Source organism: Bifidobacterium lemurum (assembly GCF_014898175.1).
In the GTDB taxonomy this organism is placed as follows: Bacteria; Actinomycetota; Actinomycetes; order Actinomycetales; family Bifidobacteriaceae; genus Bifidobacterium; species Bifidobacterium lemurum.
This window is the reverse complement of record NZ_CP062948.1, coordinates 1,149,923-1,176,362: the sequence shown is the minus strand read 5'-3', so window position 1 is coordinate 1,176,362 and position 26,440 is coordinate 1,149,923. Positions and strand designations below refer to the sequence as shown.

At 61.6% G+C, this 26,440-nt stretch carries 15 protein-coding genes; 6 read left to right on the top strand and 9 right to left on the bottom strand.

Annotation, left to right across the window (positions count from 1 at the left end; translation table 11 throughout):
• Positions 1-233: 233 nt before the first annotated feature.
• Complete coding sequence (locus tag BL8807_RS04360; RefSeq protein WP_072724332.1) at positions 234-980, bottom strand: rhomboid family intramembrane serine protease; 747 nt, start codon at positions 978-980, stop codon at positions 234-236.
• A gap of 287 nt (positions 981-1,267) precedes the next feature.
• Between BL8807_RS04360 and BL8807_RS04355 the strand changes: the two genes are divergently transcribed.
• Positions 1,268-1,486, top strand: a complete 219-nt coding sequence (locus BL8807_RS04355) for a hypothetical protein (protein WP_072724334.1) — start codon at positions 1,268-1,270, stop codon at positions 1,484-1,486.
• Between the two features lie 441 nt (positions 1,487-1,927).
• On the opposite strand, the gene BL8807_RS04350 is transcribed toward BL8807_RS04355, so the two are convergent.
• From BL8807_RS04350 to BL8807_RS04330, 5 genes are all read right to left on the bottom strand, one after another.
• A complete protein-coding gene (locus BL8807_RS04350) occupies positions 1,928-2,476 on the bottom strand; it encodes an HTH domain-containing protein (protein ID WP_072724337.1) in 549 nt (182 codons plus the stop codon).
• 159 nt (positions 2,477-2,635) lie between these two features.
• Entirely contained in the window at positions 2,636-7,081 is a 4,446-nt protein-coding gene (locus BL8807_RS04345; RefSeq protein WP_143147958.1) for a hypothetical protein, read from the bottom strand.
• Between the two features lie 736 nt (positions 7,082-7,817).
• Positions 7,818-9,851, bottom strand: a complete 2,034-nt coding sequence (locus BL8807_RS04340; protein WP_072724341.1) for an LPXTG cell wall anchor domain-containing protein — start codon at positions 9,849-9,851, stop codon at positions 7,818-7,820.
• Between the two features lie 207 nt (positions 9,852-10,058).
• Entirely contained in the window at positions 10,059-11,669 is a 1,611-nt protein-coding gene (locus BL8807_RS04335; RefSeq protein WP_072724343.1) for a class C sortase, read from the bottom strand.
• 542 nt (positions 11,670-12,211) lie between these two features.
• Positions 12,212-14,656, bottom strand: coding sequence for a glycogen/starch/alpha-glucan phosphorylase (locus BL8807_RS04330; RefSeq protein ID WP_072724350.1), 2,445 nt, complete (start codon positions 14,654-14,656; stop codon positions 12,212-12,214).
• A 570-nt stretch (positions 14,657-15,226) separates the two neighbouring features.
• On the opposite strand from BL8807_RS04330, the gene BL8807_RS04325 reads away from it, so the two are divergent.
• The 3 genes from BL8807_RS04325 to BL8807_RS04315 all read left to right on the top strand — a co-directional run bounded on the left by BL8807_RS04325 (position 15,227) and on the right by BL8807_RS04315 (position 17,127).
• Positions 15,227-15,559 carry a hypothetical protein gene (locus BL8807_RS04325; protein WP_072724352.1) on the top strand — a complete coding sequence of 111 codons (333 nt, stop codon included), beginning with the start codon at positions 15,227-15,229 and terminating at the stop codon, positions 15,557-15,559.
• The gene (locus BL8807_RS04320) at positions 15,556-16,404 is read left to right on the top strand and encodes a zeta toxin family protein (protein ID WP_072724353.1); all 849 of its coding nucleotides are present in this window, start codon (positions 15,556-15,558) and stop codon (positions 16,402-16,404) included. The genes BL8807_RS04325 and BL8807_RS04320 overlap by 4 nt, the downstream gene beginning before the upstream one ends.
• 348 nt (positions 16,405-16,752) lie before the next feature.
• Positions 16,753-17,127: a sterol carrier family protein gene (locus BL8807_RS04315; protein WP_072724489.1), complete on the top strand. Its 375-nt coding sequence runs from the start codon at positions 16,753-16,755 to the stop codon at positions 17,125-17,127.
• A 147-nt stretch (positions 17,128-17,274) separates the two neighbouring features.
• Here BL8807_RS04315 and BL8807_RS04310 read toward each other — a convergent pair whose 3' ends face one another.
• On the bottom strand, positions 17,275-17,688 hold the full coding sequence (locus BL8807_RS04310) for a DUF3073 domain-containing protein (RefSeq protein ID WP_072724355.1): 414 nt from the start codon (positions 17,686-17,688) through the stop codon (positions 17,275-17,277).
• Positions 17,689-17,838: 150 nt separating this feature from the next.
• On the opposite strand from BL8807_RS04310, the gene trpS reads away from it, so the two are divergent.
• Both trpS and BL8807_RS04300 read left to right on the top strand, forming a co-directional pair.
• Positions 17,839-18,954, top strand: coding sequence for a tryptophan--tRNA ligase (gene trpS / locus BL8807_RS04305; RefSeq protein ID WP_072724357.1), 1,116 nt, complete (start codon positions 17,839-17,841; stop codon positions 18,952-18,954).
• A gap of 314 nt (positions 18,955-19,268) precedes the next feature.
• The gene (locus BL8807_RS04300; protein WP_193057497.1) at positions 19,269-20,558 is read left to right on the top strand and encodes a hypothetical protein; all 1,290 of its coding nucleotides are present in this window, start codon (positions 19,269-19,271) and stop codon (positions 20,556-20,558) included.
• 756 nt (positions 20,559-21,314) lie between these two features.
• On the opposite strand, the gene BL8807_RS04295 is transcribed toward BL8807_RS04300, so the two are convergent.
• Together BL8807_RS04295 and BL8807_RS04290 are read right to left on the bottom strand one after the other, a co-directional pair.
• Entirely contained in the window at positions 21,315-22,865 is a 1,551-nt protein-coding gene (locus BL8807_RS04295; RefSeq protein WP_072724360.1) for a hypothetical protein, read from the bottom strand.
• Between the two features lie 203 nt (positions 22,866-23,068).
• Entirely contained in the window at positions 23,069-26,350 is a 3,282-nt protein-coding gene (locus tag BL8807_RS04290) for a glycoside hydrolase family 3 C-terminal domain-containing protein (RefSeq protein ID WP_072724362.1), read from the bottom strand.
• Positions 26,351-26,440: the final 90 nt, after the last annotated feature.

The window sequence follows — 26,440 nt, the reverse complement described above, 5'->3', positions numbered from 1 at the left end:
TCGCGAGTACAACCGTTGAAATGGCGGGGCGGATACTTCATGTATCATCCAAAGCACACTACCGCTAACGCAGATCGACCTCTGCAAGCTTGAAAATCCACTACCATTAACGCAGATGCACCGCTCCGGACATCGACACGACACCGCCCCGCATGTGCGCTTCGCCAGACCTCGCGCCTCGAATGACCCTTGCGGGCGGCAGCCGGGCGAAGGGCAGCGTCACATCCGCGGACTCACATCCACAGATACGGCGTGCAGACCACGACCACGATCAGCAACAACACCACCACGGCCGTGCTGTAGATCCACATGCGCTGGGTGAACGAACGCCGGCGCAACGCGGGCACACCGGACACCAGCAGCCAGGTGAGCGCGCCGCCCACCACGAATCCGCCCACATGCGCCTGCCAAGCGATATTGCCAACCACCAGCGGCAGCAGGAAGTTGATGCCCATCCAAATCAGCATCGACCGAATATCCACGCCGATGCGGCGATACACCACCAGCAGCGCGGCGAACAGGCCGAACAGCGCGCCGGACGCGCCATAGGCAGCGGTGAACCAGTCGCCGGTCAGCCTCGCCCACACGAGCAGGCCGACGCTGCCGCCGAAGCCGGAAATCAGGTACAGCGCGAGAAAACGCCAGTGGCCCATCATGCGCTCCAGAATCGGACCCACGGAATACAGGGCCAGCATGTTGAACAGAATATGCAGCATGCTGGGCGCGTGCAGGAACATCGACGTGAGCCACGTCCACGGGCGGAGCACCATCGTGGCGGGCATCACCATACCGGCGGAGACCAGCGCGGAGAAGACTTGCGGCACGAGCAGACGCGTCAGCACCTCAACCAGCCACACGGCCACGCAGATGGCGATGATCACCCACGTGATCACGGGCCCGCCGTTCTTCCATTCGTAGGCGATGGCCTTCTTGTTCAGACTGGGCACCGGGGACTGGGGAAACATGCTGAATCGTGTCATAAGCTCCATAGTATCGACAGCGCTTCCGCTTTCGCCGCGGGCGTTGAGGTAGAGGCGTTGGACGGTTGGAGACGGGGCAAACGAAACGTTGCGTCAGCATGACTGACTGAATCACGGAGCGGATATGGGAGGTGGACGAGGCAATCGGCATGAATTCGCAAAGCCGACACGGCGAGCGGAATCCTTGCGGCAATCTCACCCAATCGTCACAACAGCGGGATTAAGATGGAGAGCAGGGTCGGCCTGAATGGGCAGACCGGCCAACATCCTCAGGGAAAGGAGCCGTCATGGAGAATAAGTCTTCTAACGGTTGGAAGTTCTTCGCGCTGCTGTTCGGCGCGCTGCTCGCCGCTGCCGTGGGTCTGTACATCTACAAGCAGCAGAATCCGGATTACGATCCGTGGGAGGAGCCGTGGGAGAACAGCTCCTCTCCGGTGGACCTGGGCCTGAACAAGGCCGAGGACGAGGCGGAGGCCGACGAGATCGCCGCTCCGGAAGCCGCCTGACACTTCTCAATTCCGTTAGGACAGGGGTCTTTCCGCGCAGTGAATGAACGAGCTGCGCGGAAAGACCCCTGTTTGTTTGACGCAATGGCGCACGGTGCCGTTCGGCGACGGTCCTGCCAAATCCCGTAAAGGCATGCGGGTTGTTGGGGACCCATTCTTCGCGGCTCTTCGCATACCGGTGCCGGTTCGTCGTTCGTCGGACCGAAACGGCACAAACTGACGGGGGTATCACAGGACATCCCGTGAAACACAGACAATCGGTTTGTTTCACGGCACAAACTGACGGGGGTATCACAGGACATCCCGTGAAACACAGGCGACCGGCTTGTTTCACGGTACATTCTGACGTCTGATGTCGGAATGTACCGTTGGCTGTTGAACGGGGCGCTGGATTGGGAATGACGGGAATAGCGGGGACGTGATGCGTGCGGCAGGGCGCGCTCAGCGACGCCCCATGCTGTGGGAGAACTGGCGGATGCGCCCGGCACGGGTGGCGGCGACGGAAACCGACGTGCCGGATCCACCGGAGGCCGGGGATGGCCCCGCCTCGGAATCGTCATCCTGTTCGTCGCCGGTCAGGCGGGCGAGCTTACGCTCCAGCGAGACTATGCGGATTTCAAGTTCGGTGATGCGGCGCGACTGCATCAATGTGAGGGACCGCGTGAGCGCGATATTCGATTCGTCGCCTTCGAGGGGTGCCAAGGACACACCCGAATCCTGGTCGTCGTCCTGACCGTCGTCATCCAGTTCCTCGATCGGGAGAGCCATCCACCGGTTCGTGCATCGTTCGATGCGTTTGCGGCCGATGATCTTCGGATCCAACCCGGCTTCGCGAAACAAGCGCACCGCCGATTCGCCGTTGCGGTATCGGCGTAGGAATTCGTTGCGAAACCGCGTCGAATACTGGATCCGATATTCGCTGACGTCCGCCACCGCAGGCAACGTGATCAGATACGCACGCTCTTCACGAGAGAAAGGCACACGTGCCATACAACCAAACCTTTCTATCCAACGGATTTATCCAACAGGCGCAACATCGGGCAGTGGCATGCGATTCGATACGGTCGGCGTCCGCCCACCGCCGGCCCATGCCCGTGGGGCCAGACAAGACGGTGGACGGCGCAACCGCAACGCGCCGACTGCGCGGCATCACGCATGGTGACGCCACAGTTTCGAGCCGGAACGCCATTTCAGCCACGCGGCCAGGCCAAGCAGGGCGACCAGCACCGCCGGCACGACCACTTGCATCCACCACGGCTTGGTACCCGTCAGGGGCAGTTGACTCACCGGGGGAAGGCTCGCCGTCCATTGGCCGTACCAGTCGACCTTGTTCGGGTCTGTCTTGTAGGACACCTTCTGCGCCTTCGTCGAATCCGCGATCGCGCCGCCGCTGGTCAACCGGTTGGACCAGCCGTTGAACGTCACCGTGCGCGAATTATTGTTCTCGATCTTCCACCTCACCGGCTCCATGCCGGCCAACTCCGCCGGGTCGTCGGACGCGGCCACTTGGGGCAGGTAGTAGTTGTCGTACAGGTAACGGCCCGTATACGCCGGAGAATTCGCCAACCTCGACGCGATCGAAGGTTTTACAGCAGAAGAGCCATCCCCCATGGGATAACAGCCAAGTCCCTCGACGTACCAGCACAGCGACGGCTTGAACGAGTTGTCATTCAGCATCGAGATGTTGTCCGCATAGACCGCCTTCTGCGCGACGCGGTACACCGCCACCATTAACGTGCCCGACTTGTTGCCGGACGTCGAGGTCGGGTTCGGCGCGAACTTCGTGTTCGCCTTCGCGATGTCGTTGCCCAGCCCCGTCAACGTCCTGCCATCCACCGTCACCCGGTCCGTGGTGCAGTACAGGTTCTTCTGCCGCTGAGACACCTCCGTGCCGCCCAGCAGGTTCTCGCACGACTTGTCCGACACCAACGACACCGTGAGCTTCGCCGAACTAACCCCATCAGTAAGGACGTCGGCGGTCGCCGTCGCGGGCGGCTTGTAGGGATCCGTCGTGGAATACTTGTACGTGGTCGCCAGCTTGCTGTTCTCGTAGTCGTCCGGCACCGGCATGATGAACGACACCTTCTCGGTCGTGAACGACGGAGCGGTACCGCTCCAGTTGGTGATCGGTATCCAGCTGGATACGATGCCGCTTCCCGTATTAAGCGACAGGTAGTAGTACGCCTTGCCGAACGTGCTCGTGACCGTGCGCACCGTGTTGTCCGTGTCCCACACGGCCCGCAGCATCACGCCGACCGCGTCGGTCGGAATCGAAACCAGACCGAGCGGGACCGTCATGCCCGGCTGCAGATGCTCGGCGACCTTCGACACCAACGAATCCAGCTCGGTGATTTTCCCGCCGACCTTGGTGCATTTGCCATCGGCAACGGCATTGCACCAATAGACGTCCCAGCCGGCGAAATAGTATTTCGTATTGACGGAATCCTTGCGCGTGGGGGTCACGTTCTGCACCTCAATGCTCGCCGCCGACGGGTCCGTGCCGGCGAGGTCGTACGACACGTCCACCGGCATCGAATCCGCGTCCACCTCGCCATCGCCTTTGCCCTCGGTCACGTTCTCGCCCGCGTCGAAGACCGCCTGGTACGTGACCGGCGTGGCCGACACGTTCAACCTGTACGGATTGGTCGACGACTTCGGATTTTCCGTGTACACGTAGCAGTACAGGAACCGGTCGGAGGAGGAGTCCTCGCTGTCGAAATAGCACTCGTTCGCCCCATGACCGAAATCCCAGAAATCGCTGTGACCTTCGGATCCCGGAGCAGCCGCAGAGTTGGAACCCTTCAACTGCAGCTTGATGACCTCCCCCGTCGTGTTGCTGACCGTGATCTCGTAATTGGTGTATCCCAACGCGAGCTTGAGTCTGAACAACGCGCCGCGACCGGCCGCATATTGACCATCAATCTCCTGGCGTTCACCCCCCGGCTTGCTGGCGGCGATTTCATTCGGCCAAGAGTCCCATTTGAACCTCAACTGGTTGTCCTTCCACTTGTGGATCGACTCCCATGTCGCGCTGTCGCGGTTCCACTCCACTCCGCCATTACCGACGTAGGTCGCGATGCGCGCCTCGATGCTCGTGACGCCGGTCGACTGGCCCATGTTGATCACGCGCAGGTTCGCGGCCGACCACACCAGCTTCACGCTCACGTCCGTCGTCACGCCCTCGAGCACGATGTAGTACGGATGCATGTGCATCAACGACCCGCCGGTCGTGACGCCCTCCGAATACATGGGCGCCTCGCACACCGTGACTGAGATTCCCTTAAGCGCGCCGCTCGTCAGGTCCGTCCTCGCGCACGATTTCCCGCTAATGCTGAAGTTGCCCGTATCGCTCTTGTAGGCGGGGACATTCACACGCTGCATAGTATCCGCGTAGTCGCACGACGGACTTGAGACACCGTCCACGCTCGCGCACACAAGCACGCTGGACAGCAACTGAGACCACGCATTGGCGGTGCTGCTGGTACTGGATGTCGGCTCGTAACGCACACTGTTGTGCGCCACCATCAACACCGTGCCGCCGTTATGCACCTGTAAGCCCCCCGCCGTGCTCAGGTTCACATTCTCGCCTTGATAATTGGCATTGCCCGACTGTATGCTCGTATTCCAAGTTCCGGCAGAACGATTGCCCAAGCCGTTGGGATTGTTCCAATTCCCGATACCCGCAATCTGGTTCCTCAAAGTCGAATCATCGTAAGAACGCGACGTGTTGCCTAATTGGCGTCCAGCGTATGCCACAATATCCTGAGCCGACACGGTGGTGTTGCCGGTTGCACCGCCGCTGTAGTATGTCGCGCTCAGCATGCCGATGCTCTGCTGGCCCGTGCCCCGCATGTTCGTGTTACCCACCTGGGGGCCGGACAGGCCGTCCGCCCTCGACAACACCGTCACCGAATGCTTGGTATTGGCCACCTCACCCATACCGCTTCCCGACTTCGTGATGCTCTCCTCCGCGCACAGCAGGAAACCACGCGTGCTCGCGGTCTGGCCATCGGAGAACACCCCACCCAACGTCTTGTCCGACGCCGCGTTCAACGTGAACGACTCTCTGTTCGTGTTCCTGTCCAGAGCGCCGCCCGCCGTGACCGACACCCAATCATTCTGGACGCCTCCACCCGAGGAACTGTCGTACACCAGCACCGTGTTGGTCGTGTCCATCTTATCGCACGTCTTGCTCGAATCGCTGGTGTACCCCTTCTGCACGTACAGTTTCAGGGTACTGCCCGCGTACTGCTTGGTCACCTCGAAGTCGATCGAACCCGACGCGTGCGTGCTCGCGTCGCCCGACACCGTGGTCGACATCTTCGACGCGTTCAACCCCGTGCCCGTGTTCTCGAATGTCAGCCCACGGTAGCCCACACGGATGCTACCCGTGTTCACGAACGACACCACGATCGACGCGCCCGCCGGCACCTCGGTCAACATGCACTTGTTCGCGTCCTTATTGGCATCGTCCTTGCTGCCGTCGATCCACGGCTTGCACTGCTCCGTGTAGTCCTTGCTCTCGTCGTACGCCAGCACATACCGCTTGGCGTCCTTGGCCGCGGACGTACCCTCGGGCTGGACGGAACCCATCCACGCCAGACGCATGCGCAACTGGCCGTTGTACTGCAGCCACACGCCGTCGTACGTGTACCCCTCGTTGTTCGGCAGACCGATCTTACTCAACGTATAGGTACGAGCAACGTTGCCGTCATTGTATGTAGCGTCATCGCCATTCGCCTTCTGGATATTGTTCGGGAAACAATTCTCCGCCAAATACCCGAAAGCCTGATCAGCTGTGGTGAAGGTCTGCCCCATGGAGCTGTTAACAACCTTGAGCAGCTCATCCGCGTCCCTAGCCAACGTCATATGCTGATCTTTGCAGTTGTACGTGGTCTGAACGATGGCGTTACGCTCCGTTTCGCTCGTAATGTCAATCGTGTTGAAACGAAGCGTATAGCCGGAAGGAACGGTGCCGCGCCTCGTCGCGGTCGTGCTCTGGCCGTTCATCGTCATCCTGACGCCATACACGTAAGGCTTCAGATTAGTCACCTCATACTCGGTGTACGCCTTCGCGTTCTTCGGATCCCACGTAGTGGAGTCCGCCTGGGCGTCCGTGCCGTCATCACTCGCCACGGACACACCCTCATCCGCCGACACACCGGTATCATCGCCGGACGAATCATCCGTGACGACGGCCGGCTCATCCGATGCGTCAGCCGTGTCGGACATGTCGGTCGAATCAGTAGTCAAACCGGTCGAACCAGCCGCATCACCGGACGCGCCGTCGGTGTCGGACGAGTCACCGGTCGCGCCGGTCGAATCGGACGAGCCGGACGTGTCCTCGGACGAGCCGGACGTGTCGGTCGAATCAGTGGTGGTGCCGGTCGTATCAGTCGTGTCGGTGCTGGTGCCGCCGGTCGTGTCGGTGGTGGTCTGGGTCGTATTGGTGCCGGATGCCTCCTCGGCGTACGCGTTCGTGGCGCTCGTGGCCACGCCCGCCAACATCGCCAACGCGCACAAGGACGGCAACGCCTTACGCGCTACAACGCACGTCGTCCTGCCGATCGCCTCCAACCAGCGAGTATCCATCATGAACGGCACCTCAATCAATCAACCAAACCGGCCCACGACCCTCGTGAGGCACCGGACCGGACGGCCCGCCTCACAGCGGACCGACGAACAACAATCACAACCACCCGGACCAAACCAGGCGAAACGTCTTCACATATCCCCGCTTCAAGCGGGGCCCACCCAACCCAATCGGGCCGGGAACCATCCCGACCATTCCAATCGGGGTCCATCCCACCATTCAGGTCGGGAACCGTCTCAACCATTCCGGTCGAGCACATCCCAACCATTCAGGTCGGGGTCCATCCCAACCCAGTCGGGCCGGGGCCTATCCCACCGTTCGAGTCGGGAACCGTCTCAACCCAGTCGGGTCGAGCACATCCCAACCATTCAGGCCGGGAACCATCCAGCCGATCACCGGCCGGGACCGCCCCATCGAAGCCGGGGCCGCTTCTCTCTCGTTTTCCCTTCCGTCATCCCGCACGGGAATGAAAGATGTTTCTTTCCCTCATCCCGGGCGGGGACGAGGTGTTTCTTTTTCGTCATCCTGAGCGGAGCCCGTAAGGGCGGAGTCGAAGGATCCCGGAATCGTTGACACCGAAGAACACGAAACCCGATGATCCCGTCCCACCCGGGACGACGAAAAAGAGGAGGAAAGCGTGACGGCCCGTAGAGAAGGGAAATGGGCCGTCACACAATTCGGGACAGGCACCCGACCGCCGCTTCAGACGACGGCCGGAGCCTTATGAACCGTCCGGCATCAGGCGATAACCGAACCCGCGGACTTGCGGGAGCGACGGTAGGACACCAAGCCGAAGCCGCCCAGCACCAGAGCCACGATCACGCTCAGCGCGATGCCCGCGCCACCGGTCTTCGGGAGCTGCAAGATGTTCTTGACGTTCATCACGTAATGATGGCCGGTCGTGAGACCGTGAGAGCCGTCGCTGCTAACGAAGAACAGGCCGTTGGGGTTGTTGAGGAAGGCCGACACGTTAGCAGAGCCGACCGCAGTCGTCAGTTCAGCGCTGGTAGGGACGGCGACCGTCAGGACACCAGCAGCGGTCGTACCAGAGCCAGAGATCTTAATGGTGTATTTCACGTTGTTCGTCTGCATGTAGCCGGTGGAAGCGGTGGACTGCTCGACGATGTAGTAGCCTGCGCCCAGCCCCGCGAACACGACATCACCCTTCGTGGCATCTACCGCGCTACCGGAGAGCTCGCCAATCTGCCCGCCCTTCTCGTACTGCTTGGAAGTCTTGTTGTAAGTGGTCTTGTACAGCTTGAACACTTCACCGCCGGCGAGACGGGCGTAGTTGTTGTCGATATTGTGCACCGTGTAGTCGATGGGCTTGCTCTGCTGTTCCGGATCCTTACCGTCCGTGGCTTCCTTGTTGTCGAACTTGAAACCGTAGTCGTTGCCACCGTTGTTTAGGTCGACGATGGCTAGATAGCTCAGCTCGATCACGTCGCCACCGGTGGCGGTGGCGTTCAGGCCCATCACGTCATCCGTGTGCAGGTGGAAGTAGGTTTCGTTACTCCTGATGGCGTTGTTCACTGTGACGCCGGAAGCCATGGTGGCATTGATGATAGTGGTGCCGGTGGTATACGGTTCAGCACCCACAAACGCCTTGATGGCGTCATCGTCGGTAGGGGTCTCAAGCTTTGTGGACTCGCCACCAGCGGTGTCCGCCTTCCGGTAATAATCCACCGTCAACGGCGTCACGTCAGTACCGTCTACCGAAAGCTTCAGGGCTTGGGCGGTACCAACCTCGTTGTTGCCATGCTTGATGGTTGTGCCCTCGACAGTCAAGCCCAAGTTGCCGATGGCAGTCTTTGCTGTCTCGAGATCGGTGTAGACGGTCACGCCATTACGCGGGGCATCGTAGATATCCATACTGTGACGGGCATCACCTTGCGACCAGTTCGAAGGGATTGTGGACTTCACGGTGTAACGGACCAAGCTCTTGGTGGAGGTCGACCACAGGGTCTCAGCCTTCTTCTGCATCGTGACCGAGGGCTTACCCGGCTCGACCGGATCAATCGGCTTGTCCGGATCTTCACCGTCTTTGGTCTTCATATCGACCTGGCCCAGCGTCTGGTTGTCGAACGTGGTGATCATCTCAGCGTCCTGATAGATAGTGGACGACACAATCATCGGGACATTGACATCCTCCAAAGGGGAGCCAGCCTGCTTATCGGAAACAATCAAATAAACACCAGCGGTGAACTCGAAACCACCATTCTTGGTGAGCTTGGCGTTGTTTGCATACAGATTCACAGCCTTATCGGTCTGCCAGTCATCGTCTTGGATGGCATAAGAACCATACTTCGTTCCGCTTGTCACCTTGTTCGTACCGGTACCGAGATCATTGGCAATCTTGCGCAGTGTGTCGGCAAACCCGGTGCTTTGCATGTTCGCGGCGATGAACGCCAACGGATTGGTGTAATACGTCTTCGGCTTGCCGTCGGAACCCTCGATGTTGGCCTCGTAGGCGCTCGAATCGGCAGCCCTGATCGCCGCGCGAAGAGCAGCCTGCACATCAGCATCAGTCAAGACTTCGACACTAGTGAGATTCGCACCGGTATGAGCGATGTTCGTGTAGGTGCCGAGCCTGAACAACTTCAGAGTCGAACTGCTGGCGTTAGCCTCAGTGAGGTTGTTCACTTGAATATACGCCTCATTGGTCGGCGCATCCAACGCATTGGCGGTGCTGGTGCCGAGCGCCATACCGGCGACCAGCACGGCGGCGGCGGACAACGCGCCCGCCACACGCTTCAAAGCATTCGCTTTCATAGATGTTCTCCAATCTTCTTAACGGTGCATTTGCCAGTGGGATGACAAAGCCACCCGATGATTGTCACCCCCCCCCCATCAAAATGCAAATCGAAAAGAGTAGGGTGGTTGAAAATCGGCAATTCGGGTGCATTTCGTAACCGCACTTGACGAAACCTACCCCCATCATAAACACCCTTTATGCCCTCCTTTTGAATACATGGAGAATCAAGGCTTCCCCCGACCTGCCATCCTCCCCTTAGCGGAGGGCCGACGGGTGCCGAACCACAGCTCGGCCGCATGATGCGGATGCGGATACGGGCGCAAATGCCGCTCACGGAACCATCGCCACACACGCAGAACAACCAACGCGGGCACCACCAGCATGAAAAACACCAACAATCCGACCAATACCGGATCACCCGGCGCATCAGACGAGTCCGGAATCATATCCGGAATCACCGCACGCTCCGCACGGATGATCAGACGCTGCGTATTCACCCCATACGGCGTGCACGTGAACAGCGTGAGCAGATCCCGACCCGGTTCCACCGTCAGATACGTCGTATCATCCGGATCCGTGATCTGCACGTCGAAAACCTTATAACCCAACGTCTCACCCAACACGTGGACATACATCACATCGCCCGAACGCAACTCATCCACACGCGTGAACATCAGCTTATCCGGCAGACCACGGTGCGCGGCGATCACCGAATTCGTGGACTCGCCGCCCACAGGCAGGCTCGTGCCGTAGAGGTGGCCTGCGCGGTTGGTCAACACATCATCCGACGTGCCATGGGCGATTGTGAGATAGACGGAGATGCTCGGAATCTCAATCGTGGCCATCGCGCCGGAGCCATTGAGGGACAGAAGGCTTTGGTACCGATCGTCGCTTTGGGAGCGGCTCATATCGGGATCGTCGCCGAAGGGGTCCGAGCCCTCGCCCAACTCGGTCTGCGGAGAGGCGGCCAACTCGGCGTTATACGCCTCCGCGGCCTCAAGCGCGGCCTTCTGCTCCTCGGAAGGCCACTGCGCCACCTCCTCGTCGAAAGCGCGGGCGCCATAGGCGGAATCCAAGGTGTTATAGGCCTGAAGGGCAAAGGGGCGCAGGCCGATGAACAGGGAGGTGGAAATCAGAATCAAAGCGATCGCAAGCCACGCGGCGCTGCGTTTTTGCGCGCGGCCGGCGCGGCGACGGTCTTCGGCGCAGACGGCCTCATAGTCGGACCAGGACCATACCAGAGGGGCGTGCGGCAGCGCGGCGACAGCGGCGGGAAGACGGCGGCGGGCACGCGCGGAAAGAGGTTTCACGGGCCTCGCGGGGTTGACGGGATCCTTGACGGGCCTCGCGGGGTTGACGGGATTCCCGGCGGCAGCGGCGCCCCCAACGGAACCAACGCCGACGAAACCAACGCCGACGGAACCGGAATCGACGGCATCAGAGGCAGCGTCGGCGTCGGCGGAATCACCCTCGGCGGCGGCCCGCCTCGCGGCCAACTCCGCAGCCCGCGCCTCGGCCGCCTTCCTGCCCAACACCACCGCCAAATTCACCAACGGCCCATCAGCCCCATCGGCCCCAACGGATTCGGCGGCATCCTCGACCGACTCATCAAAATCCGAAAGCTCCGCCTCCCGCTCCTCAGCCTCGACGGGGGCGACGGGCTCCACAGGCACGACGGGCTCCACAGGCACGACGGACGGCACGGAATCAGCGGAACGAACCGGAGCAACGGTCTCCGTGACGGGGGACTCATCCGGCATGGCATCTACGCCCGGCGCACCGCCCTCAACGGAACGGTGCGTGGAGCCGCGGTCTTTTCGACCGAAGAACAGCATGACAACACCACCTTGACCATACGAAACACGCAAGCATCAAGGCTCTGTCAATCCCACACCGCGCAAGTGTAGCGCATAAAACGAAAAACGCCTCGCCGCGGGCATAGGCCGGGCGAGACGGGTGAACGGACGGACGAATGCGGGAGGGAAACGGACGGCATGGACGGGCTTTCGCGTCGGCCGGATGGAACGGAGCCGAACGAAAAGGGGACTTCCGTAATTTGTTTCACTGAGCTTTTGTCAGTGAAACAAATTACGGAAGTCCCCTTTTCGCCGTGTAAAAGCGTCACTGACAATTCGTCAGCAACACTTTTTACGGAACTATGGTATCAGCCGTCAGGCGAGCGGAGCGAAAGTGATGACGCGTGCGGCCTCTAGGCGCGGAGGGTGAAGGCGTATTGGCATACGTCGAACCCTCCGCAACGACGAGGACGCTCCGTCATCACTTGAGCGCGGCGCCGTCAAGCGGACAGCCCAGTGGGCTGTCCGTAGGCGACGCCGAGCGGCGACAGCCGCGAGGCAGATATACTGCCCGAGAGCCGTCAGGCGAGCGGACCCGTCTCCCAGATTCGCTCCAGGTAGTCCTCCATCGAGCGGTCCGAGCTGAAGTAGCCGGAGTTGGCGACGTTGAGGATGGCCTTGCGGTGCCACTCGAGCGGCTGGGCGTACAGGGCTTCGATATCGGCCTGGATCTCGGTGTAGGCGTGGAAGTCGGCCAGCGTCATGAACCAGTCCTTGGTCAGCCAGTCGGCCACCAGCGGCGCGAAGGCGTTGCGGTCGCCGTTCGAGAAGGTGCCGTCGGAGACCATGTCGATGGCCTGCTTGAGGCGCGGATCGGCCTCGTAGAAGGCGGCGGGGCTGTAGCCGGAGGCGTAGAGGGCGTCCACCTCGTCGACGGTCATGCCGAAGAGGAAGAAGTTCTCAGCGCCGACGCGTTCGCGAATCTCCACGTTCGCGCCGTCGAGGGTGCCGACGGTGAGCGCGCCGTTGAGGGCGAACTTCATGTTGCCGGTGCCCGAGGCCTCCTTGCCGGCCTGCGAGATCTGCTCGTCGAGGTCGGTGGCGGGGATCAGGTGCTGGGCGAGGCGCACGTTGTAGTTCCACGGGAAGTACACGCTGAGCTTGCCCTTGACGTCCGGATCGTTGTTGACCACGCGGGCCACGTTGTTGATCAGCTGGATGGTCATCTTGGCCAGATAGTAGCCGGGGGCGGCCTTCGCGCCGAAGACCACGGTGCGCGGCATGACCTCGTCGGCGGACATGTTGCCGTTCTTGATGTCCGCGTAGCGGGCGATCAGAGCGAGGATCTTCAGCGCCTGGCGCTTGTACTCGTGCAGACGCTTGACCATGGTGTTGACCATGGTGTCCGGGTCGATGTCGAAACCGTACTCGCGCTTGGCGTAGTTGGAGAAGTCGACCTTGTTGGCCTGCTTGACGGCGGCGAACTTCTTGACGAACTCGTCATCGGCCGCCAGCGGCTCCAGGCCCTTGAGCAGCTCCAGGTCGCTCAGCCACTTGTCGGTGCCGAGACCCTCGGTGATCAGGTCGGACAGGCGCGGGTTGGCGAGCTTGATGAAGCGGCGCGGGGTCACGCCATTGGTCACGTTGGTGAACTTGTCCGGGTACACGTCGGAGAAGTTCTTCAGCGTGACGTCCTTGAGCAGCTGCGAGTGCAGTTCGGCCACGCCGTTGACGTGCGAGCCGCCGTACGTGGCGAGGTAGGCCATGCGCACGGAGTCGCCGGTGTGGATCGCCATGTCCTTGATGGTGTCGGAATCCACATGCTTGGAGGTGAGCTCGGCCTCGAACTGCTCGTTGATCTGCTTGATGATCTCGAGATGGCGGGGCAGCAGCTCGCCGATCAGGCTGGCCGGCCAAACCTCCAGCGCCTCGGGCAGCAGCGTGTGGCAGGTGTAGTTGAAGGTCTTGGTGGTGATGCCCCAGGCGGTGTCCCAGTCATAGCCATACTCGTCGATCAGCACGCGCATCAGCTCGGGGATGCCGATCACCGGATGGGTGTCGTTGAGCTGGAAGCAGATCTTGCTCGGGAAGGTGGTCAGGTCGGGGTTCTCCTGGCCGGGGTAGAACACGCGGATCGCATCGTGGATGGACGCGGCCACGAAGAAGTACTGCTGCTCGAGCCGCAGCGCCTTGCCCTGCGGGGTGGAATCCTCCGGGTAGAGGATCTTGGAGATGTTCTCGGCGGCGACCTGCGGGCGGACGGCGTCGAGGTACTCGCTGCGGTTGAAGGTGAGCAGATCGAACTCATCGTAGGACTTCGCGCTCCACAGACGCAGCGTGTTCACACGACCCGAAGCATAACCCGGCACCATGTAGTCGACCGGCACCGCGCGCACGGACCAGGCCGGCTTCCACACCTTCTTGCCGCCCTCTTCGACGACCTCGCCGCCGAAGGAGACCTTCTGCGAGCGGTTGTAGTCGATATGGCCCCACGGCTCCTCGTTGGTCAGCCAGTAGTCGGGCTTTTCGATCTGCTTTCCGTCCTTGTCGAAGGCCTGCTCGAAGATGCCGTACTTGTATTGGATGCCGTAGCCGAACGCGGGCACGCCCAGCGAGGCGAGCGAGTCGATGAAGCAGGCGGCGAGACGACCCAGGCCGCCGTTGCCCAGGCCCGGCTCGTGCTCGGCGTCGATCACGTCTTGGTAGTTGAATCCCAGCGATTCGACGGCGGTGTCGAACTGCTCGGTGAGGCCCGCGTTGAGCAGGGCGTTGCGCAGCTGCTTGCCCATCAGGAACTCGGCGGACAGGTAGCCGACGGCCTTGGTGGTGCCGTTGACCATGTCGGCCTGGGTCTGCATCCACGAATCCATCAGATGGCGGCGCACGGCCTGCGAGGCCGCGACGTAGACGTCGGCCGGGGTGGCCTGCTCGACGGTGACGCCCTGACCATACTTGAGCTGTTCGCGAATCTCATCGGCGAACTGCTCTGCCGACACGGGAGATTTCGGTGCGGTGATTTCGGTCATAATCTGACTTTCCTTCCGGTTCGTCCGGTGTGTTTCCCGTCAATAGTATGACGAGGGCTGGTTACCCGCATCCACGCCGGCGTGAACTTTTCGTGTTTTGGCTGTATACATTCGTTTTGGGTTATGCATACGTTGTCAACAATGGTTTATTGTAGCCGGTAATTGGAGGGTGGCAATCCAGTGTTTTTCAAGCGATGCGGGCCGTGCACTCGTTACCATACGGTCTTTAACAGTGGTGTTGGCGCTCACAATGGCAAGATCACGCGGTTTCAGATATCCATGGCAGAGCCGGATCTCACACGGTAACCATCTCACAACGCGACACGCGAACAGTCCACAACTTGGACACGCCTCGGCAACCCCAGCGCCATCCGGAGGGGCAGCATCTCCGTGACATGTCGAGCCAAATCGATCGCCTTCCACTCTCCACTCTGAGCGGAACATGACGAAAGAAACGCGTAGCACAACCAAGAGCAGCAAGAGCGAGCACGGCATCGACCCCGGATCTCGAAAGCGCTTACCTAGACTTTGTTTGAAGGGTGGAGGATACTTGAGTCTAGGAGGTGCGCGATGGCTCAACCAGAAAACTACAACCCGATGATTTATGACGCGATGCGCGAAAGCGCAAATCGTCTGGTCGGAGAATACACATATTTGGCGAACCGCACCGACGACATGGTAATGCGTAACGCCCTGCTCGACGCCATCCGTGGGGTACGCCAAGAGATAGCGATGACCGACGCCGATAGTCGCAAAGACGTGGAGGCGAAGACGGCGGAGTTCGCCTCCCGCGCAGCCAACATGCGAAACTTCCGCATCAACGGCGCACAGATGGCGCGTGGCCACATGGCCACCAGCGCCATGGCCCGACCTGCGAAACAAACGCAGGAGCAAATGCTGTGATTGCGACCTTGTTGGACGATGACCGAATTCGCGCCATCTTTCACGAGTTCATTCTGCCGTCATACCCAGCTGAGCCTTCGGACTCTCCAACGTTATACATGGTCGGAGCCCAGCCAGGAGCCGGCAAAACTCGTGCCATACAACGGATTTGCAAAAGCCATCTCGACGCAGTCGAGGTGAATGGGGATGATCTTCGTGTATACCATCCTGACTATTCACGCATACTCGACGAAGCACCGCTGCGCATGCCGGAATTGACCTCGCAGGCATCCAGCGCATGGGTGAGAATGAGCCTTGATCATTTGCGCGACCGCCATGTCAGCGTGGTGGTGGAGACGACTTTCGCCCACCCGAAAGCCAATATGGACACTTTGCACTCATTTCGTCAGGCCGGTTACCGCGAATCCCTTGTTTTTGTGGCCGTTCCAGCACCGGTGTCCTTGCTTGGGATTTTAGAGCGATACGTGCAGCAGTTGCGCGATTATGGCATCGGGCGATGGAGCGATCCCGCCTACCATGATCAGGTCGTTCAGCAGATTCCCGACACCTTGGAATGTTTGATTGCCTCCGGTTTGCTGGACGAAGTGAAGGTCGTCGATCGTAACGGGGCGGATGTCGCTCACAAGTGCCTCAATCCGACAGACGCAACAAGGAACGCAACGGAATTGCGCAGACTTGCCGAGAGCAAGCTGGCGGCCGACTCCATAACCGAAGAACAGCGTGAGCTTGGGAAGCAGTCACTGACGGACATTGTCCAATACCTGACCACGTTGGAACATCCCGATCACAACGTTGTTGGCCTGACACGCCGCGCGGAGACGTTGTTTCTCAACATAAGGAATTGACGCAATCTCAAGCGGCCGCCGCCTACGATGCCTCGAGCGGAGGCCGGTGCGGTCCTCCTCATCATCATTCCAAGCAAGGTCGCGCACTTCACGCGCGACGGCAACCAGCAGCGGAAGGGTGGTCGCAGGGCAAGGGACAATGGGAACATGGCAGTGATACGCGAACAAGACCTCGGCAAAGGACGTGACGCATGGCGCGCGTGGCGCGAGGCGGCCGAAGCGGAAGCAGCGGCGGAAGCGACGGAAACGGAGATTGGCGGGACATCCGGCAATCCCAGCGGAGCATCCAAGGACCCCAGCGGAACAATCGACAACCACGGCGAATCGAACGGATCCCGCGCAACCGACATGGCCGGACGATCAAATGAATCCGCCGTCACCGAGCGGTCCGACCAACCCGGCAGCCTCAGGCGGCTGGCCGTGACACCGGCGTTGCCGCGGCCGATTATGGCGATGGCGGTGCGATACACCCTGCACCTGCTGGAACGCAAAGCGCCCGGGCCCGGCGTGGAAGTACGTGTGGCACCATGGGGCGCGATCAAAATCCTGGACGGCCCGGCCTCCGACCCGCACAACCTCACCCCACCGGACGTCATCGAACTGGATCCGGACGTGTGGCTGCGACTGGCCGCCGGCATCACCACTTGGAGCGAGGAAAAACAGGCCGGCCATATCAGCGCGGTCGGCGAGCGCGACGACCTCAGCGACCTGCTCCCCCTATAACCAACCGGCTATAACCTAACCGGCGAGCGAACCGCACACCGGACCAGCCGAGTCTACGCGTGCGGGGCCGGGAACCATGTCGCGCGCCGAGGATGCCCGTCAGGGTGATCGACCCTACGCGTGCGTGGCCGGGAAACTGGCGCGGCCCTACTTCTTGGCTTTGAGGGCGCTGGGCATGGGCATCGGAATCGGACGAGGCTTGGGAACGGCCTTCGCCTTCACCTCGGGCATCTCGCCGCTGGTCGCCTTGGCGGCGGCCTCGGCGGCCCACTTGGCGTATTCGTCCAAATCATCCCCGACGGCAACCGGCGCCTCAGGAGCGGATTCGACCGGATCGGCGACGGCGGCGGCTGGCCCGTCAGCCGCAACGTCGGCGTACGGGTCGGCGACACCGGCAATATCATCGATATCGGCGACATCGGCGAACGGATCGGTGGAACCGGTGCCCGGCTCCTGTTCGCTCAGCTCCTTGGCAAGCTCGTCGTAATCAGTGTCGGTAGTCAGATACTTGAGCTTACGAGCAATTTTCTGTTGCTTGGCTTTCTGACGTCCGCGGCCCATCTGACCCCCTGCGAGTAATGCTTGCTATCAATTCATCACACAGAAGCGTACCACTTGTTGCGTCCGGTGCGCTTGTCGGCTCGCATATTTACTCTTAAAAGCGTATTTTGCACGGTTTTGACACACTTCATGGCCTTGAAGGGACGGACGATGACGGACGACATCCAGGACACCCAGACTCAGGACACCCAGCTGACCGCCGCGGGCAACGAGATGAGCGCCAGCTTCCTGGCGGCGAAGAAGCGGTCCGACGCCACGCTGGCCAAGCTGGAGGCCGAACCCGGCAAATTCACCATGCTCACCGGCGACCGCCCGACCGGACGCCTGCATCTGGGCCACTACTTCGGCTCCATCCAGCAGCGCGTGGCCATGCAGAACAAAGGCGTGCATTCCAACATCATCATCGCGGACTACCAGGTGATCACCGACCGCGACACCACCGAACACATCCAAGACAACGTGCTCAACCTCGTGCTCGACTACATGGCCGCCGGCATCGACCCCAAGCAGACCATGATCTACGCGCACTCCGCCGTGCCGGCCGAAAACCAGCTCATGCTGCCGTTCCTCTCGCTGGTCACCGAGGCCGAGCTGCACCGCAATCCCACCGTGAAGGCCGAGATGGAGGCCTCCGGGCACGCGCTGACCGGACTGCTGCTCACCTATCCGGTGCATCAGGCGTGCGACATCCTCTTCTGCAAGGCGAACGTGGTGCCGATCGGCAAGGACAACCTGCCGCATATCGAAATCACGCGCACCATCGCCCGCCGCTTCAACGAGCGCTACGCGAAGAAGAACCCCGTGTTCCCGGAGCCGGCGGCGATCCTGTCCGAAGCGCCGGAGATCCCCGGCCTTGACGGGCGCAAGATGAGCAAGTCCTACGGCAACTCCATCATGCTGGGCGCCACCGCCGAAGAGACGGCCAAGCTCATCAAGAAGAGCCCCACCGATTCCGAACGCACCATCACCTTCGACCCGACGGGCCGTCCGCAGGTCTCCGCCCTGCTCACCACGGCGGGCCTGGTCACCGGGCGCGATCCCAAGGAGATCGCCGACGAGATCGGCGCGGCGGGCGCCGGCGCACTCAAGGCGTACGTGACCGAATCCGTGAACGAGTTCCTCGCCCCGCATCGCGAGCGCCGCGCCGAACTCGCCAAGGACATGGACTACATCCGCGACGTGCTCACGGACGGCAACAAGCGTGCCAACGAGGTGGCCGAGGCCACGCTCGACGAGGTGCGCGAAGCCATGGGCATGAAGTACTGACGCACCGCCCTCGCGCTCGGGTATGGACTCGAGCGCGGGCAGTTGGTTCGACGGAATGCGAGGCAGGCATGACGGAACACGGTTCGCAAAACACGGTTCACAGGATGCAGGATGTTTGCCTCGTTTACTCCGCTCGCAATGATGTGAGGAACGCGTTCCGATCGGGATGGCCACGGGCACAACGAGCTGAGCGAACCAGGATGATTGGCGGTAGGGGTCTTATCGCGCGACGCTCCACCCCGAAGTTATCCACTTATCCACAATTTGCGTAGAGGCAGTGGACGCGGGGACACGGTTCGCCATAGGGTCGTGGCATGAACCAACGATCACTGTCGCTCACCGGTCTGACGGAACTCAAGCATCAGCGCATGCAAGCCTGCGCAGACATACAGGAACGCGTATCAGCCCAGTATGTCTACGCACTGACGACCGCGCTGGAACTACTCGCCGTGGAGAAACCCCTGATGCCGCGGGGCGTGCAACGCGCCGACAGACTTTACGTCGTGGCGCGGGCGCACAACACCAGATTCCGGGCGGCCAACCTATCGTTCGTGACGTGGCCCTGGCCACTGGATACCACCACCGTCGAACGCAAATTCGCATGCACCTCACCAGCGTGCACATGGGCCATGATGTCAACCATCATCACCTTGGAGGAGCTCATCGTGCTGGGCGATGCGATGATGCGACGAGACAGAAGGCTGCGGCGCGCGTCTATTTCAGACTTCATCTCGTACCTCGACAGCGTGGACGAATGGCTGGGGCAGCCGGAAAACGCGGGCAGACGCGGTTTTCGCGGCATGCGCAACTGCCGGCGAGCGATACGGCTCATGCGCGAGGGGTCGGACTCGTCGCAGGAATCCCGGGCAAGCATCGCGCTAATGAGATACGGGCTCGACCACCCGGAATTCAACCATCCCATACGCAACCCGAAGAACGGGAAAACCCTGTTCATCGATATGGCCTATCCGGAATTTCGCGTGGCTCTCGAATACGAGGGCGCGCACCACGCCGAGCAGTGGCTGGCCGACGTAACCAGACAGCAGCTCATCGAAGACGAAGGGTGGGATTATTCGCAGATCACCAAGCTCAACCTTGGCGACGACGAAGCCGAAGAAAAACTGGCGCAACGTGTTGCGAAGAGCATCGAACGGCAGACGGGAGTGGTTGTTCCTGTGACCGAGCGTCAATCCATACGGCAGCTGTGCGACGGACGACGAACGCGGATGCGGCCGCTATGGGAAAGGCTGGGAATGGAGGAGGAACTCTTGGCGGCGCCTGGCCGGAAGGTGAATTTAGGCGCGGGAGATGAACCGGAGGATAGCCTTGATGCGCGCGACGGTTTTGATGAGGGGGATAACCTTGAAGCGGAAAATCACTACGACGAGAGCGACGGTCTCGACACAGGGGCCGTCAACGACAGTCGCGACAATCACGGAGAACACGACAATCATGACGGACACGCCCGCCTTGAGAATATCGAGGAATGTGGCGGACTCGGCGGACACGATGACTATAGCGGCTACGGTAGCTTTGACGACTTTGCGGGCCGCAACAACTACGGGGGTCATAGCGGCAACGACGACATTGATGATATCGCGTAAACAAGCCTATCTGCGTTAGCGGTAGTGGATTTATGGTCTTGCAAAGGTCGATCTGCGTTAGCGGTAGTGGGGTTTGGGCGATACGCCATGTATCTGGCCCGGTATTCCAACAACCTTACACGGGATAACGCCAAACCCCCACTACCGCTAACGCAGATCGACCTTTGCAGCCTCTCATTTCCACTACCGCTAACGCAGATTGAATCGAAGGAGGAAGTGGCGCACGGTAGGAGTTCTCACCCGTTACAACCGTCGCAATGGCGATCGGGTGGTGAAAGTGTACGGAGGACCAGAAGGATACTACGATGCCTGCAATGATCCCGGATTCAAACGCGATATAGGTAAATCGGCACCGATTGGGAGATCGTCGTCATCGGATCCGATTCCTTGGAGACCGTGAAGAACACCCATTCTCGTTATTTTTCAGGCAGGGACCGCACCGAGGAGTTATCGGCGCGGTTCGCCTGACGAGGTATGACGAGGCTTGACGAGATATGACGCGGTATTGCGCAGTATGACGAGATATGACGAGGTTCGCTTGACGAGATTTGACGCGGTATGACGAGATAAGACGAGATAAGACGAAGTTCGTTTGACGAGGCCTGATGAGGCTTGACGAGGTATGACGAGGTTCGCTTGACGAGATTCGACGAGATTTGACGCGGTGTTGCGCGGCGGCGACACGAAAGCGGCGGGGCCGTTCCGAACACCGGAACGGCCCCACCGTGTTATTGGAGGAGGAGGGAGGGGTAAGTCTCAGATCAGCGCGAACACGCCGTAGACCAGCAGCAGAGCGCCGAGGCCGAGCGTGGCCGGGGTGAGCTCCTTGCCGCGCTTGCACACCAGCATGGCGATGATGTGTGAGACGACGCCGAAGGCGACGCCCAGCGCGATGTTGCCGGCCACCGCGATGCCCGCGACGGCCACCAGGAACGGCAGGCTCTCCTCGAGCTTGGAGGCCGCGACGTCACGCACGCCCTTGAGCATCGAGACGCCCACCAGCACCATGATGAAGTCGGCGAAGACGAAGCCGTCCTGCACGTAGGCGGCGAGCTTGGTCTCGGTCTCCGAGATCCACATGCCCACGCCGTTGGTCTTCGTGGCGGTGAGCAGCACGAACACCCAGGCGAACATCGACACGAAGTAGCCCAGCGCGGCCACCAGGGAGCTCAGGCCGGACTTGGCGCCGTCACGCGAGCCCACGGAGGATTCCGCGCCCACCGAGGTGGGGGAGGCGCCCAGCACCGGAGCGACGACGTTGAGCGCGGCGCCGATGAGATGCACGCGGGAGGAGACGCGCTCGTCGATCTCGAAGCCGCCGGCCTGCGCCGCGGCGGACGTGGTGCCCATATTCGTGTACATGCCGATCAGCAGGAAGCTGAGCACGCCTTGGACGAACACCAGCGGCACGTTGCCGCCCTTGGCCGTGAAGCCGCTGAAGTCGAAGCCGCTGGTGAACAGCGCGCCGAGGTCGAGCGACTGGACGCCCGTGACGATGTTGTACGGGGAGGCGCCGTCGGTGGCGACCACCGTGTTCACGCGCTCGTAGACGAGCGTCGTGGCGGTCTGTCCGCCGATGAACGAATCCAGGAAGAACAGGATGCCGCCGACCCACATCGCGGCGATGAGCAGCCAGTAGGTTTTGGTGAGGGCGCAACGGTGGCGGAACGACAGGTACAGCACGTAGACGAGCACGCCGGCGGCCATCAGCCACAGGTAGTAGGTCTGCAGCGAGCCCAGAGTGGTGGTGTCGGTGAGCTGGCCCTCGTCGGTGATCATGCCGGAGCTGCGCAGCGCCGTCATCATGATGTAGATGCCGATGCCGACCGGCAGCGCCTTGCGCACGCTCTCCGGCAGCAGGTCGGTGAACAGGCGGCGGGCCGGGGTCGCGGCGATCGCCAGGTAGATGACCGCGGCCACGAAGGTGATGGCCAGCACGTTGGAGTAGGTGAGCCCCTCGTTCGCGGTGATCATGGAGATGAGCACGGTGCTCAGGCCCATGTTCGCCGACTGCACGAGCGGCAGGTTGCACAGCACGCCCAGCAGGACCGTGCCGAGGAAGGAGACCACGGCCAACGCGAGGTACGGGCCGGCGTAGTTGCCGTAGGAGGCACCGATCACCTGCGTGTTGAGCAGCAGCGCGCAGACGGCGATGCTGAACGAGCCGAAGCCGGCGCCGATTTCGGTGCGCAGGTTCGAGCCGCGGTCAAGGAAGTGGAATCGCTTGTTCAAGGCAAGGCTCAGCTTGCCCGGTTGTTTGGGGGAGGCGTCCGCGTGCGTTGCGGTGCCGACGGTTGCGTCCGTCATGATAATGCTCCTCTTGATAATTCTCTCGATGTGTTGGAACCGGGCGGCGGCGCGGGACTGCGCGTCGGGCCGTTCCTCGCGAGGCCGGCCCGTCGGGCTTGGCTTCGCGGGGGATTTGGCCGCGTGGGGCTTGGGCTTGCGCCGCCGCCTGGTCGGAGGACGCGCCCCATGGGTTACGTGGGGTTATGCGTCCTCGTGGGGGATCACTCGCCGGAGATGGTCACCTTGGCGCGCGCGTCCTTGCGGCTGCGGACCACGGGGATCGCGATGCAGGTGGCCACGACCGCGACGATCGCCACGCCGAAGGCCACATCGCCCGCGACCATCCAGGTCTTCCAAGCGCTGTTGTCGGTGCTGGCGGCCGAGGTGGCGGAACGCGCGTTCTGGTACAGCATGTGCTTGGTGCAGTTGCGCAGCAGGTACTTGCCGTAGTTGGTGGAGGTCGCGTCGCCTTCCTGGTCGTAGTAGGCGGTGACGGCGGAGCCGCCGAGCTGGCCTTCCACGCCGCCGAACAGGCCTGCGCCGGGGGTCATGACCCACGGGTACGGGCCGACGCCGTCGGTGATGACCAGGCCGTTGAAGCCCCATTCGCCGCGCAGGATCGTCTGGTAGAGACCCTGGTGGAACATCGAGATGCCGTCGCGGTTGAGCGAGCCCATGATGCCGAGCACGTTCTCGCCGTCCACGAAGGTGCCGGTTTCGTTGGCCTCGTCGACCACGAACAGCTCCTTGACGCAGATCTCGTAGTCCTTGAGGTAGATCTCGCGGGCCGCCTGTTCGGAGAACCAGGTGATGTTGCCGTCTCGGTTAGTGTCGTTGTCGTTCATCGCCATGTGCTTGATGTAGACGGACACGCCGCTGGACTGCAGGCCGGTGACCTCGGCCGCGCCCATCTTGCCGCCGATGAAGCCGTCTTCGGAGAAGTACTCGAAGTTACGGCCGCCGAACGGCGTGCGATGGGTGTTCATGGCCGGCGCGTAGGCGCCCGACAGGCCGTTCTTGATGGACTGGTGGGCGTATGCCTCGCCCAGCTTCTCCATCAGGTACGGATTCCAGGTGGAGGCGTTCACCACGGCGGAGCTCCACCAGGTGTTGGTGCCGTAGCTGTTGTTGCCGTTGCCGGACTCGCCGGGGCCGTCGACCACGGCCTCCTGCTCCTTGTTCACGGATTCGACGGCGGGGGTCTGCCAGCCGAGTCCGCCGGCGACGGCGATCTGCTCCTCGAGCGTGGTCTGGTCCAGCAGATAGGCCCAGATCTCGTTGTCGTAGTCGAGGTCGGCGAGGATCGGCGCGTCGATGTCGAGACGCATCGAGGTCTCCTCCTCGGTCACCTGGTAGTTGCCGTCCTCATCCTGGACCGCGTTGCCGTCGTCGTCCACCACGACGTAGTAGGTCTTGCCGTATTCGATGGCATGGTCCTCGTTCGCGTCGTCGTAGAGGTAGCGTTCGTCGTCCTGGGTCAGGCCCTCCCAATTCTCCTCGTCGGAGTAGGCGAGGTAGCTGGCGCCGCCCACGTACTTCTTGACGGTTTTGGTCACCTTCTCGCCGTTCTCGTACGTCTCGTAGGTGTAGTCGGTCGAACCCTTGGCGGGCACGGCCAGCGCGGCCACGGCGTTGTCGCTCAGCGCCTCCTCCTTGCAGCTGGATTCGTGCTGCATGATGGTCTCCATGCCGCCCGCGAAGTCGCTGCGGTTGAGGTAGCCGTCGAGCATGTTGCCGTCGCCGGCGTCCACGTCGCTCATCGAGGTCCTGGCGACCTGCTCGTCGCTGTCGCGCGCGCCGACGCCGTCCTCGTCGTAGACGATGGTGTCGGCCAGAGAGGTCTCCACCGGATCGGTGGCGTCCTCATGCGCGTTCTCGCCGATGTGGAACTTGTAGTCGCCCTTCTCCAGCACGTACACGCCGGTGCCGTAGGTGTCGAAGGAGGCGAGGTCGTCGGTGTCGAATTCGATGGTGACGGTTTCGGATTCGCCGGGCTCGATCAGACCGGTCTTCTGGAAGCCCATCAGCACCTTCGCGGACTTCTGCAGGCCCGTGCCCTTGATGCCCAGGGAGTCGTCCTGGTCGTAGGGCGCCTCCATGTAGAGCTGCACGACCTGCTTGCCCGCCACGTCGCCGGTGTTGGTGACCTTGACGCTGATGCTGTTCGTGCCGTGCGCCTCAAGCGAGACGTCCGAATCGGTCACCTCCTGCGAGAAGGTGGTGTAGCTCAGGCCGTAGCCGAAGGGATACTGCACCACTTCGTCGTAGCCGGAGGCCGTGCCGTTCTTCCACTCGTGGCTGGTGAACGCCTCGGAGTCGAAATACCCCTCCGCGTCGGCGGTCTCGTAGAAGCGGTATCCGACGTAGATGCCCTCCTCGTACTGGTAGTAGCCGAAGTTGCTGGACTTGTCGAAGCCGGTGGTGATGGATTCGACGTTGGTGTACTTGTTGTCGTCGTTGTTGTAGAAGGACGGCATCGTGGACATGTCGTAGGCGTAGGTGTCCACGAGGTGGCCGGACGGGTTCACCTCGCCGGTCAGGAGCTGGGCGACGCCGACGAGGCCGGCCTCACCGGGGTGGCCGATCCACAGGCAGGCGTCCACGCCGTACTCCTCCTGCTCGATCTCGCCCAGCTCCATCGCGGCGGAGGAGTTGATCAGCACGATCGTCTTGGAGTAGTTCTCGGCGCAGAACTTGAGCAGGTCCTTCTCGTCCTCGCTCAGCTGCAGGTAGGTGGTGCCGGTGGACGCCTTGCCGTCGCCGTCGTAGTCCATGACGGGGGAGGCGCCCTCGGCGCCGGAGCGGCCGAAGGTCACGATGACGGTGTCGTTGTAGCCGTCGGCCATGAAGTCGTCCTTATGGTTCTCGTACACGCTTTTGGAGAACTCGTTGACGCGCTTGTATCCGCCCCAGTCGCCGTCGCCGTAGGCGTCCTTGTTCTCGGCGTAGTCGGAGCCGGTGAACGTGGTCTCCTCGCCGGTGCCGGTGTGGCCCACGTACTCGCCGGTGGTGTTCGCGTTGCGTTCGCCGCCGACGGCCTCCTCAAGCCAGTTCCACGCCTTTTCGTTCACATCGAGGTACTGCTCGGTGCTCACGCCCTCGCCTTCGGTTTTGCTGCCGTCGAAGGCCTCTTTCATGGTGTAGGTGTACTCGTCGTACTTGCCGCCGGCCGAACCGGTGCCGCCGTTGACGTAGTTGTAGGACATCGCGCCGAGGATCGTGACCTTGCTGCCCTTTTCGAGCGGCAGGGCGTTGTTCTCGTTGCGCAGCAGCACCGCGCCTTCGCTTTCCAGCTCGGTGTTGACCTCGCGGCCCTCGGCCAGGGTCTCCTCCTCGGTCATCACCTCGGCGTCGCCGCCGGCCGTGACGGTGCCGATGCCCATGTAGTTGATCAGGGTGCTGCCGAATGTGGTGAGCATCGTGTTGAACACCAGCATGACGATAACCAGCCATGCCGTGGCGATGATGCCGTTCTTCACGAGATGCTTGCGTTTGTCGGACATGCTCTTCCCTCCTTTGCTTCTTTGCTCTTGGGGTGGATGCGAGGCCGGTGGGCCCCACATGCCACCCAATTTAGGAAGCGTTCAGGTGGG